Here is a 13,715-nt window from a genome sequence, read left to right as displayed (position 1 = left end):
TTTTACACCCTCTTTTTTGTTAATTTAAGTAATACTTTGCTTAAGCTTTCTTCCGTAAGATCCTCTGCATCAGCAAAATCTGATACCGTAAAAGCAGACTCTGTTGTTGGTTTATTTATAAGTTGACGGAGATGCCTTAACATACCATCTGCTATCACTTGAATTTTTAATTTAGAAAACTGTTCCCTACTATACATCCAAATAAAATGTAACTTTTCATCTTTCACCATTCCGATAACATCAATTAGATGAGACGGTTTGGAATCTGGAGCATGATCTAAAAATGTAAATCCTGTCTCTTGCATAAACAAAGAGTCCCTTGAAAACACCTGATCAAATTGGCCCAAATAGTTAAAGCTTATTGAAGGCTTTTGCTGATAAAACGGAAGTAATCCTTTATTCAAGTAACGTAAAATACCATAGTCAACTCCGCGATTTGGAATTCGACGTAATTGTTCTTTGACAGCCTTTAACCCTTCAATAGGTGTCTGAGTTCCTTGAAAATTGAGATGAACGGGATAAATACTCGTGAACCAGCCCACTGTCCTTGATGAATCAATACCTTCAATCATCTCTTCTCTTCCGTGTCCTTCTAGATGAATAGAAACGGTTTGCTGATTTGTACAATCGACGATAGCTTGTCCTAATGCCGTTAATAGTACCTCATCAATCCTTGTCTTATGAGTGACTAGAACTTCGTGTAACAATGTTTGTGTTTCTTCTATTCCTAAAGTCCTCGTCACTTGATCAATCGATTCTTCTGTTGTTTCTTGTATTGGATAGTCCATTGGAATTTTCATCGTTTCTTTTTCTACTTGTTCATTCCAATAATTTTGTACTTCTTTTGAAATACCCGAATCACTGTATGTCTGGAGTCGTTCAGACCACTCTTTAAAAGATGTACTTTTCGCAGGTAAGCGAACTTCTTGACCTTGTTTCATCTGGTTATATACCACCTGTAAATCTTCCAATAGAATCCTCCATGACACTCCATCTACTACTAAATGATGAATCACCCAGAATATTCGATCATTTCTAGTCAAGTTATCTTCAAAGTACACTACTCTCATTAACGGACCATTAACTAAATTGAAACTAGCTTGATTAATGTTCATCTCTTCTTGTATTATTTTATTCCACTCTTTTTCATTAACTTGATTACGTTTTACAACATGGAGTACTGACAGCTCATCAGTCCCTTCATTTCTCTGCCTCCACGTTCCGTTTGGTAACTGTTCGTACCGGAAACGTAAAGCATCATGATGTTTCAGTAAATTTAATATCGCTCCCTCTAGTAATTTCACATTCAATCTTTCTTTTACTCTTAAAAGCATTGATTGATTCCAATGCTCTGTATGTGGATGTTCTTGCTCGAAGAACCAGCACTGAATTGGAGTAAGAGGCACATCACCTATCACAATTCCCTGCTCCGCTTGTACTCCCTGCGTTTCTATAGCCACTTGTGCCAGCTCAGCGATAGTTGGGCATTCAAACATTTGCTTTGGAGTAAGTTTTAACCCCACTTGACTTGCTTGTGATATGATTTGAATACTGAGAATCGAGTCGCCACCAATTTCAAAGAAATTATCATAGATTCCCACCTTTTTAACACCTAATACTCGCTTCCAAATGGTAGTCAGTATCTGTTCGTTACTATTCCGAGGGCCAACACATTCACTATTAATCTGCTTTTCCTCTGGCATAGGTAAGGCCTCACGATCAACTTTACCGTTAGCTGTAAGTGGAATAGCTTCCATCGCCACAAATCCCGAAGGAACCATATAACTTGGTAGTTTCGCTTTAAGATACTCTCTCCACGCATCTACATTTCCATCTCCTACAACATATGCTATTAATCTTTTATCGCCCGGCTGATCTTCTCTTACAATTACAACTGCCTCTTTTACATATGCATATGTATGTAAAGTAGACTCAATTTCCCCAATCTCAATTCGGAAACCACGTATTTTAACCTGATGATCAATTCTTCCACGATAATCTAGATTCCCATCTGGCAAATACCTCGCTAAGTCTCCTGTCCGGTATAATCTTGCTTTCAGATCACTACTAAATGGATGAGATATAAAACGCTCTGCTGTTAATTCAGGTCTATTTAAATACCCACGTGCAAGCCCTGCCCCGCCAATATAAAGTTCACCATCGACACCTATAGGAACAGGTTGTTGATAAGCGTCTAGTATATACACTTCTAAATCGGGAATCCGCTTTCCAATATTACTTCTTGAAGCATGCTGCACATCATCTAGAGTAATTGGATAATATGTAACATGAACTGTAGTTTCTGTAATTCCATACATATTAATTAACTGTGGGTTTTTCTCCCCATACCTTTGAAACCACGGTAACAAGCTAGTAGGTTCTAACGCTTCTCCGCCAAATATGACATAACGCAGCTGCAAATTTTTATTCTTATCTTCTTGTTCACACACTCGTATTAATTGTCGAAATGCGGAAGGTGTCTGATTTAGAACTGTGACTTCTTCCTCCACCAATAATTGATAAAAATCCTTAGGTGATCGACTAATCCAGTACGGAACAACAACTAATTTTCCACCATATAATAATGCTCCCCAAATTTCCCATACTGAGAAATCAAATGCATACGAATGAAAAAGCGTCCAAGTATCTTTTTCATTAAACTGATACCAACAATCCGTCGATTTAAATAACCGAATGACATTGTGATGCTCTATCATAACGCCCTTTGGATTTCCCGTTGATCCCGAAGTATAGATTACATATGCCAAATTTTGGGGACCGACACTAGAAACCGGCAAAGTCTTACTTTCTTTCCCAATCTCATCTTGATCACGATCCAGGCAAATCGACTCAACATTTTCTGGTAACCAGTTCAATTCTTTTAAACTTTCTTGCGTTACGAATAACTGAATGCTAGCATCTTCTAAAATATATTGAAGTCGTTGCTCTGGATATGTTGGATCAAGTGGGACATAAGCCCCACCAGCCTTCAAAATCCCTAAAATACCTACAATCATCTCGTGGGAACGTTCAACGCACAGTCCAACTAAAGTATCAGGTCCTACTCCTTTTTTCTGCAGATAATGAGCTAACTGGTTTGCACGTTCATTAAGCTCCTTATAAGTAATTTTTTCTTTTTCATACGTAACTGCAATAGCATTTGGATAAATCATCGCTTGCCGTTCGAACATTTCATGAATAGTTACTTGAGGCGGGACATCCAGTTTAGGATTGTTGAACTCAACTAAACTTTTTCTTTTATCTTCCTCAGAAATGATTTCTATTTCAGCCACCTTCTGCTTTGGGTTTTCAAAAGTGTTTTCCATTATCGCTAACATCACGTTAAAAAACTGTTTTATCTCTTCCTTAGAAAATAGCTCCTCACGATAATCAATATGTACATGTAAAGAGTCTATATCAATTAGATTTTCAATATGCACTGCAAAATCTTGTACTTCTTCACGGTTTGGAATCCATAGTGAGTCACCACTTTCATCACGATCCCTATAATCAATCGTAGTTCCGAAAAGTCTCACATTACTGTTATTCTCTTTATTAATCCGCTTTAATAACAAATCAAATGGATATTTCTGGTGTCTTAATGATTTACTTTGTTTTCTGGACACTCTACTAATAAATGAAAGTACTTCTTCTTCTGGATCAATATCCATTCTTAAAGGAACTGTACTCACCATCATTCCAATCAATTTTCGTTCCATTTTAGTCATACGGTTGCCGTAAGCCATTCCTAAACCAATATTAAGCGATGAGGTCCACCGATACATGGACAACGAGAAAGCAGCAACAAAAAGGGTGTATAAACTAAATTTGGAATCTTCAGAAAATTTTTCTATCTTTCTCTTCAAATGCTCCGTTAATATAAACGTCTCACGTGATGCTTTGGTACTAACTTGGTACGTATTATAAGGCTTCAATCCAGTCGCAGATGGCAGTGTTTTAAATTCCTCTAACCAGAATTTTTGATCTTTTTGAAAGCGACTACTATTCAAGTATGTTTGTTCATTGGTCAGAAATTGAACATATGAATTTTTAATTTCTCCTTCTTCATTCTCGTTATGCATGTCATAATAATATTTTGCAATCTGCTCAGTAAATATTTGAATTGATAAACCATCCATAATAATATGATGAACATTTCCAAAGACTGCACATTCATTATCGTTTAATTTTATTAAAGCGAAATAGTATAAATTCGAATTAAATAATGTAAACGTTTCTTTTGTTTTCTGCTCAATCCATTCCTCAAGTAAATTTGTATTCTCCACATTACTGAAATCAAAAAACTCAAATTCTTGTTCTTCATGTTTAATAAAATATTGTTTCGGTTCCTGATGCCCATTTTCTTTTAACCTAATGCACAGACCGTCATTTTCACTGATAACGCGATTCACAACTTGGTTTAATTTTGAATAATTCATTTTTCGATGAAGTTTAAATAAAAATCTTAAATTACATATTCCTTTATCAGAATGAATAACTTCTGTATACCATATTCTTCGCTGCGGATGGCTTAATGGATAACATTCCTCATTGGTCATAAAAATCTTCCCTTCAAAAATTATTTGCTCTTATAGGTTCGTGTTTATGTTTACCCCATAAATATTTCTGCATTGAAACTCCAATTACTCCAATAATAACAAGCCCAATCCCTCCATAAACATAGAGTTGAGTTACTCCAAACAAATGCACTAATGGGCCACTCATAGCAGGAGAAATAATTAAAACTGCGTTTGTTAAACTACTTTGAATACCAAATACTCTTCCTACTTGATCTTGATCGGATTCTATTTGTAATATGACTTGATTAGATACAAGCATCAGCCCACTTCCGATACCAGCGATAAAACTAATTAAATAGGCTAAAACGAAGACCGTACCGGGCGTTATCAAACCAATCCCCCCAAAACCAATTCCCATTAAAACCATACCTCCACATACTACCCAGCCATATTGAAATTGTTTTAATTTCTGAGTTAGTAATGCACCAAGTATCCCGCCAAGACCAATAATAGAAATGATATATCCCATTTTACTTTTATCATGTGGGAATAGGCTCTTAAATAAAGTTGGGAATTGTGAGTCTACTAATTGTAATACTGCCATGGCTATTGTAACGAAAATCATGGTTGATAATATTATCCGATTAGATAACACATAACCCCACCCTTGTACCCAAGCGGTCCAAGTACTTTGTTTTTGCTTTTCAACAAATTCTTTCGATATAGTTTCTTTAAATTTTATTGTGGGTATGAGAACTAAGGTAGCTAATAAACAACTTATAGCTCTTATAATGAGGCAGAACTCTGGTTGAAACCAGCTCAGCAACATACCCCCTATAAGTGGGCCTACTATTTTGGTACCCTGCTCTACTATTCCGTTGATACTTACTGCTTTAGTAAGCAAATCCGGGGATACAATCTGTCTTGTTAGTGTTTGCTGTGCAGGATAATAGAAAACAATAAAAATGGAACGAATCATTAATGCCACTAAGAGCCAGTGGATATCTTGTACAAATAAAAGAGCAATCGTTATTAGACCAACCATTAGATTACAGAACATCATAATTGGAATTTTTCTAAAACGATCTGCAATAACACCTGCCCATGAGCCAAAAATAATTCCTGGAAGTGCATATGCAACAGGAATCAATCCAATCATAGTAGGATCTACTTCCCATTCAAACCCAACTATAGTCATAATCGCTAACATATCAATAAAAACACCAAGCATAAGCAATGAATAGGCAGAGAAAACTTGTAAATATACCCTATTTCCTAATAGGCCTTTTGAATCGGTAGTTTTCATAAAAGCAAGCTCCTTAGGTTACTAATATAAACGCTTTTGCGTATAAGGTACCTCTTTATTAAACCAAATTAATCATTATTGACATCTCACCTAAAATTTAACTTCGTCAAAACTTAAACTATTATTTTTTATATCTTTAAAATAGTCAGATAAAATAAAGCGTACCCATTTCTTCATTTTTATATCAACTGTTACAAAATATATCTTTCCCTTACACTAATAACAGCTAAACGTTGCCTTAATATAACCCTTTACAGTCGTTTGCACATTCAATTCACATCCTTTTTAAAGTTGGCTTTTTTCTATCTCAAATACTATCACACAAATATTTCACCTACTATATTCATAAAGTTGAAATATTTGAATCAGAAAATTCGGATAAAAAAACCAAATCCAAAAATCATACCAAACAATTATTTAGTTATATTGCCATTTTATAGATGGCTTTAGCCATAAGGATATCAAAAATTAAGTTTTTTAATTTTATTAACATAATAGTTTAAAGAGGCTATAAATCCTACTAAACAAAAAGATAAATATACAATAAAGTATATTTATCTTTTCTTATCCTACATATTTTCTATGCAAATTAATTCCAATAACTAAAATTGATAATAAAAATATAATACTACCAATTACTAATGTACTCATAACAGAATTGAATAATATAGTATTAATACTTCTGCACCTACTACCTATTTTATTTATTGGATATTTATACTTCAAAAAAATTACACATTATTCACAATTAGGATACATACCCAAAATATGATTTGAATATGTTATTATATTTTAAGATAATATAAAATCAGTTTTTCTATAAGAGAACTTAATTTTTATGTAGTACGAAATTGTTAGTAATACAGTATATATTTTAATTTAGTTATAAAAACGTTTAAAGATCACCTATTTCCATAAGTGATCTTTCTTTGTGATTCTACATTTATGCACTACTGTAGAAATATATCGTAGATACGCTTTGTTTGCTAAATGTTTAGTTCTTTCCATTTACTAAAAAACATAGCTTAATACAATTAATACCATATTCGTTACATTGCAAACTATTATTTTGTCTTCTGTACAGGCAAACTACTAAAAATTAATTCAGCAACTTTTACATATCCTTTTGAGTTTGGATGAATTAAATCCTTAGACCAAAGCGTATTGTCATTAACTAAATGATGATTCCAAAAATCAACATGATGAAGCTTATACTCTCTGCTCAATGAACGTATAACTTCATTTGCCTCTAATAATTGTTCTTTTATTACTTGTTTTTTTCAAAAGCAAAAGGAAGCCTAACTGTAAAATCCGGAAGGTTTGCTATAATAATATCAGCCCCTGCTTTACTTAATGTATCTACCATAAATTCCATATCGTTCTTATATGCATCATGATTCCAACGTCCTTTTAAAACATCGTTTGCCCCTGCAATGAGACTAACCAAATCTGGATTAAAAGTTAGCGCCTTTTCCAATTGCTGCGAGCGAATTTCTTCAGTTACTAACCCACGCTTTGCAAAATTGGCATATTCTACATCGTTTTCACACAGTTGAACAAAATGATCTACCCAGCTTTTTAATGCAATTCCCTCAACTTCATCCCCTATCCCCTCTGTAAAACTATCGCCAATTGCTACAAATCGCTTCCACATATGTATTCCCCCTTTATTATTAACCATATCTATACTATACAATAGCTCACACCGTAATTGTTATTTCTAAGTGGTTTTCGATTTCAATTATATTCCACTTTACTATATTTACATTTAGAATCTAAAATTGACCGATTCCTAAGTATACTTAGGAATCGGTCATATTCATATATTTACTAAAGAAATACAATCTATCTAGGAATTATACTTTTTTCAAAAAATTTGTTGTTCTTTGTTTTGCCCAGTTGATACATTTCTTTTCGATTAAATGATATGAAACTATAGAAAAAAGTAGTGTCATTGCAATGCACAAAGTAAGAAGGAAAAAGATAGGTATCTTTGTATACAAAAGTTTAAATAGTACCATCATGATTGGAAAATGACATAAATAGATACTGTATGAAATTTCTCCTAAATATACAAATACACTCTTATTTAAAAATGCTTTTACTTTTAGGTTACTCATAGCCATTATAATAAATATACTAACCCCCATTACGACACCCCAATCTTTTATTAAGAAAGTTGTATCATTACGGGAAAAACCATAAATTAAAATGGAATATAAATATAGAATAACCCCTAATGTAATAAGAAATCCTTTTTTAATTTTTTTCATATTCCTATATGAGTAGATAAGTTTTTCCTGATACTTAAAAAGTAACATTCCAACCATAAACATAGATGTAAAATGCAGTGTATCAGCATAACCATTATAAAACCCTTCAGCTTTCCCAATATGCAACATATTAAGAACAACACTAATTAATGAAAAGCTCAAAGCAAATAGTATCGTTTTCTTCCAATTCAGTTTATAAAAAAGAAGGAATAACAAAGGAAACACAATAGATATACGCATTTCTTGAGCCAATGACCAAATAACTGGATTATAATTTTCCGTAAAAAAGTTATTAAGAAGCACAAAGTGGTTTAGAATATCTAATTTTGTTATAGACCCTTGCCACCTATCATAGAACCAATCCCGTAATCCTACCACTTCATACGACGAAAATAAAATAAATAAAACAAAGGTAACGATTATCCAAAAATAATAAGGAATATAGATTCTTACAAATCTCTTAATTAAATATCCCCAATAATTTGTTTTTGAATGATAAAGTGCCATAGATAACACAAAACCACTTAGTACATAAAAAACGATAACAGCTTCCCCACCCGCCCATAAAAACCTAAGCGGGGAAAATTTAATAGAATTAGGCAACGATGGTAGCATTAAACAAAAATGTCCAAATACCACAGTAAGTGCCGCTAACCCTCGTATGGAATCTAATTCTTTTATTCTGTTACTCATAAAATGTTCTCCTTGTAAATTGTAAATTTTGCTGTTCATAAAGGCCACTATAAGAATGTAGTGGGAGAATTGTACATATTGTTTCTTTAAATTCCTAATATAAGCAGTACAAAGTTAATTTGACCTCCATTTCTTTATATACATAATTTAAAACAAAATATTTAATACAAAGAAAAGATTTTATTAAATTTTTATAAAGTGAAACATTTAGTTGTATCCTATAAAATTAGCTTTTTACTATATCAATCGCACTATCCCACATACCACTAAAAAAAGATCCTGTTTTACGTATAAAACGTGTAAACCAATTTGCTTGTTCCACATCAGATTTTGTTACAAGGTCTATTTGTAATGATTTACCTGATAAGAACCCAGGATCTGTATTATCTTTAGGCGAGATAATCATTTTGCTAATTGTTACACCTTTTTTAATAGGCGCTTCTTGTTCTTTATTCAATACTTTAAATTCTTTTTTATAAATGTCTTTATTGCCCTTCGGCATTGGAAGTGAAACAGCTTGCTTCGTTTGAACTACTACATCTTTGTCTTTTGCATTTGCCACTCGAACTGTTTCATATCCTTTTATTACTGAATCTTTTCCGTAGACATTCTTCACTTCAAAATTCGCAAATCCATAATCGTATAATTTCTTTGTTTCATCAAAACGTGCCGTATGAGATTTTGCTTTTATCACTACAGAAATTAGGCGCATACCATTTCTTTCTACTGTACCAGTGAAACAATCTCCCGCTTCTGGAGTCGTTCCTGTTTTCAAACCATCTACACCTTCATATTGCTTAATTAAACCTTTTAACATCCAGTTAAAGTTCGCCATATCAATTGGATATTTACCACCCTCTTGGAATGTTTTTTTAGGAATTTTTGCTGTATTTAATATTTGGGGGAAATCTTGAATAAGACGTTGTGCTAAAATTGCACAATCCCTTGCAGACATTTTATTTTTCTCGTCTAGAGTTGTCCCTTCTAGGTGATATCCTTTTAAATCTTGATTTGTTAAGCCTGTAGAGTTTACAAATTTATAATCTTTCATTCCAAACTCTTTCGACTTATCGTTCATCATTTTTACAAAATTAACTTCTTTACCAGCAATCTGTTCAACTAAAGCAATTGTTGCACCATTTGCAGAGTAAATTGCCATTGCCTCATATAACTCTTTTACCGTATAAGAGCCACCATTTTCTAATGGAACGTTTGATAATGAACGATCTTGCGAAATCTTATGTGCATATTCAGAGATTTTAACTTTTTGATCCCATTTAAGTTTTCCTTTATCCACCGCTTCATGAACTAAGTATTCGCTCATCATTTTTGTCATACTAGCAATTGCCAATGATTCATCTACATTTTTTTCATATAAAATTTTTCCGGAATTTGCTTCTATTAAAATTGCTGATCCCGCTTCAACGTCTATAGCAGAAACTGTTTCCGCTGCTGCTCTTCCAAATGTAACGAACATGCTAAAAAATAGTGTAAGCACTGTTACTATTGCAATAAATCTCTTGCAAAACATACCTTTCACTTCTGTTACCTCCAATTTCTCTGTACTTAAAAAAAGCGTTATTCTAACATAATCCCGCAAAAAAATAGAAAGTGTTCTCAAATTGTATATACATATAAAACGTTAGAATCGCTTTCATATAGACCATCTCATCCGACATTTTTAGGTGCGCTAATACTTTGTATTACCACACATATCCTTATTTTTAATCCCCTTATATTTTTCAAAATGATTCACACTTTCATATTTTTTTAGGATTACAGTTAATAGACAATCTAAATAATACATTTGTTCCACAGTTACAAAAAATAAAAAACTACACCCTATACTGGATGTAGTTTTTCTAACTGATTTATTTATTTTTCACTTCATTTTTATAAAAAGCAAATAATGGTTCGATGGATGGACTAGATAACAGCGGAATTGCCTTCTCAATCAATTTCCTATCCCAATCAAACCAACGCATTTCCATTAACATATTTATTTCTGTATCAGTAAATCGTTTCTTTATTTCCTTAGCAGGATTTCCACCAACTATTGTATACGGCGGAACATCTTTACTTACGACAGATCCCGCAGCAACAATTGCCCCTTCACCAATAGTAACGCCAGGCATTATTATAGCATTCATTCCAATCCAAGCATCACTTTTTATGACTGTATCGCCCTTAGGTTCATATGATTGTTCAATTTGCTCAGCAAATGGATATACTGTAATCCATTCTGAGTGATGATTATGGTTACCACCCATTAAAATGACTACTCCACTTGCAATGCAAACATAATTCCCAATAATGAGTTTATCAAGATGCCATCCCATCTGTTCAATTGGATTGAAAAGTGCTTGAGACTTAGCATCCCCCCACAAATACCTTACACAGCCATCTTCAAAATTTTGATGACTATAATAGCCTGAATAATAGGAGTACTCTCCCACTTCAATGAGTGGATTTGTTACTATATCTTTTATATACTGTGTTTCTGACCAATGATTAAATAATGGATACTTCATAACTTTATTCCTCGCTTCTAAGTATTATATATTTTGCTATTTACTTAGAAGCTTACTACGACAGCTACATTTTTTAGCTTTCTCAAACGACGAATCATTATCTTCAAGCCTTTCTTTTATACTAAAAAAAGCATAACGCAATATATTACACTAGTCAAATTGTGTAATTTTGAACACATCTTAAACAGCGTAATACTGCAATAAGAACATGAAAACACTCTAACTTTGATCCAAATAATATTTTGATTACATTTAGTTCATATTTTGTAAAAAAATTTTAATTGCCATGACAAAGCAAACACTAACCACTATTGGTCGTATTAATGACGTCCCTTTTGTAAGCACCATCTTCGCTCCAATATATGATCCTATAATTTGACCAAGCATCATAATCAACCCAATTGTCCAATCGATTTGGCCAAAAATAATAAAATATAACAAAGCGGCGAAATTACTTGTAAAATTCAAGATCTTAGCATTTGCAGTTGCTCTTGTAGCACTATATCCACATAAAAGAATGAACGCTAAAGCAATTAAACTACCTGTTCCTGGGCCGAAGAAGCCATCATAAAATCCAAGGAATGGAGCCACTGTTAACGCAAACAACAACATACTTATTTTTCTCGGTCGATCTTCGTTTGCTATATTTGGAGATAATAGAAAATAAAGACCAATAATAATAAGTAAAAAAGGTAATATCATGATTAGATATTCTGCCCGTATCTGTAAAACAAGCCATCCACCGAAAACGGATCCCAAAAAGGTCATTAAGATGGACAAACGCATATCTTTGAGATTAATTTCTTTCTTCTTAATAAAAATCATTGTTGCCATGAGGGTTCCGCTACTTCCTTGTAGTTTATTAGTTGCTATCGCTACAGAAGGAGACATACCTACTAATAACATTATCGGGATAGTTATCATACCGCCGCCCCCAGCAATCGTATCTATCCATCCTGCTAATACAGCTACTAAAAATAGTAGTATGAGTAATTCAATAGTAAAATCCATACAAAGAATATGGGAAGGCTTGAGCTATTATACCCCAAACCTCCCCATCTTCCCTCCTCTCTTTAAACTAGTTAATTAAATCTTTAAAGTAACTTTCTTTCTGATCACGTAATCGGCTGGAAACGTATTGCCTGCAAACAATTCTTCTTCCGTATTTATTATTTCCAATCGGGATTTTATATTCTTCCTCAGATAACCTTTCTCTACCATGAGTTACATTTGTTTGTTTACCATAGTATGAATTTGGTATAAGTAATAAATCTTCAGATGTAAGTGGAACCTTATAAGTAGGCGTTGTTCGTAAGAGTTCTAAAAACATGTCAAATTTCAATTTTTCTTCTTCACTTTCTCCCACATAAATCAATCTATTTTCTGCTCCATTTAAACAAGTTGCAATAATATCGCCATTATCATCCAAAAATATAATTTGGTTTATTTCCCCTACAAATCCAGATATTTCACCATCAGCCATTCCTGCGATATGAGCAATAGGCATTTTACTTATCGCCAATATGTCATCTTTACTGAAGTGATTTTCTTCAAGATGCTTTTGAAGTAATTTTGGCGTTCCAATATGAGTTTGAGTTTTTAAATTTAACACTCCTTTTAATAAAAGAGCATCAACTCTAGTAAATTTGCCACAAGTAATTTCAGACACTATTCGTTCCACGGATTTATTAAGTCTATTTGATACAATTTCTAAATTTGTATTGAATGTATTCAATCTCGCTTCAATATCTGAATGGTCTTTCATATCTGTATACACTGTGGCATCGTTATGTTGATAAAAGTTCCCGCCACCGGTGCTTGCACCGACATTTCGCAAAACTTCATCGTTATTTAAAGGCGAAATAAGATGAAATCTATTTTTCCCTGCATGTTCGGATGGGTGAATTAAAGCATCATAATTAAAAAGTGTGGCAAAAAGCCATGTGACCCATTCTGCATAAAAATATTTTTTCATTCTATCGTGTTCGTCTTCACCATAATTAAAACCTCTGCGATTTTCCCCAGGTAATAGTGTTTCTATAGGATCACATGGAGTATTTTTAATAAGGATAGGCGGTACGTTCCCACCACAATTCGCTATTTTTATCATATGTAGTAGGTTTTTCATATCTGAATTCGGATTTTTCTTTGAATAGTCAATCAAACAATTAAGCCACTCTTTTGAAAAATATGCTGCTATTTCTTGATCACAAGTATAAGGATTATGAGTTTTTAATTCATTTTCTATCAGATTCTTCATTTTATCCTTCAATAGATTCGGAATAGTAATTTCTTCAATTTCTGTAATCTGCAGTATTCCTTTATTCATTATAAAACCTCCGTTGTTTTATTTTTTCACACCATATCTTCTATTAAATGAACTACCTACTTC

Annotated in this window: 7 protein-coding genes and 1 pseudogene; all 8 read right to left on the bottom strand. The window is 33.1% G+C overall.

Translation table 11 applies throughout. The annotated features are described in order from the left end of the window. Positions 1–2: 2 nt before the first annotated feature. Positions 3–4,559 (bottom strand): non-ribosomal peptide synthetase, encoded by a 4,557-nt coding sequence (locus MHH27_RS12490; RefSeq protein WP_098235909.1) that lies wholly within the window; start codon positions 4,557–4,559, stop codon positions 3–5. Positions 4,560–4,572: 13 nt separating this feature from the next. Beyond that, on the bottom strand, positions 4,573–5,826 hold the full coding sequence (locus tag MHH27_RS12485) for an MFS transporter (RefSeq protein WP_000858616.1): 1,254 nt from the start codon (positions 5,824–5,826) through the stop codon (positions 4,573–4,575). A 1,064-nt stretch (positions 5,827–6,890) separates the two neighbouring features. Then, positions 6,891–7,480: pseudogene (locus MHH27_RS12480) on the bottom strand (SGNH/GDSL hydrolase family protein). Between the two features lie 202 nt (positions 7,481–7,682). Next, complete coding sequence (locus MHH27_RS12475; protein WP_090976599.1) at positions 7,683–8,831, bottom strand: acyltransferase family protein; 1,149 nt, start codon at positions 8,829–8,831, stop codon at positions 7,683–7,685. Positions 8,832–9,018: 187 nt separating this feature from the next. Next, complete coding sequence (locus MHH27_RS12470; RefSeq protein ID WP_000677652.1) at positions 9,019–10,332, bottom strand: D-alanyl-D-alanine carboxypeptidase family protein; 1,314 nt, start codon at positions 10,330–10,332, stop codon at positions 9,019–9,021. Positions 10,333–10,663: 331 nt separating this feature from the next. Beyond that, the gene (locus MHH27_RS12465) at positions 10,664–11,323 is read right to left on the bottom strand and encodes a CatB-related O-acetyltransferase (protein WP_016512833.1); all 660 of its coding nucleotides are present in this window, start codon (positions 11,321–11,323) and stop codon (positions 10,664–10,666) included. 252 nt (positions 11,324–11,575) lie between these two features. Then, on the bottom strand, positions 11,576–12,334 hold the full coding sequence (locus tag MHH27_RS12460; RefSeq protein WP_340942745.1) for a TSUP family transporter: 759 nt from the start codon (positions 12,332–12,334) through the stop codon (positions 11,576–11,578). 67 nt (positions 12,335–12,401) lie between these two features. Further along, complete coding sequence (locus MHH27_RS12455; protein WP_340942743.1) at positions 12,402–13,652, bottom strand: hypothetical protein; 1,251 nt, start codon at positions 13,650–13,652, stop codon at positions 12,402–12,404. Positions 13,653–13,715: the final 63 nt, after the last annotated feature.

The organism is Bacillus sp. FSL L8-0152 (assembly GCF_038006365.1).
Classification (GTDB): domain Bacteria; phylum Bacillota; class Bacilli; order Bacillales; family Bacillaceae_G; genus Bacillus_A; species Bacillus_A cereus.
Note: the sequence above shows the minus strand (reverse complement) of the source record. Positions and strands in the feature narration are given on the sequence as shown.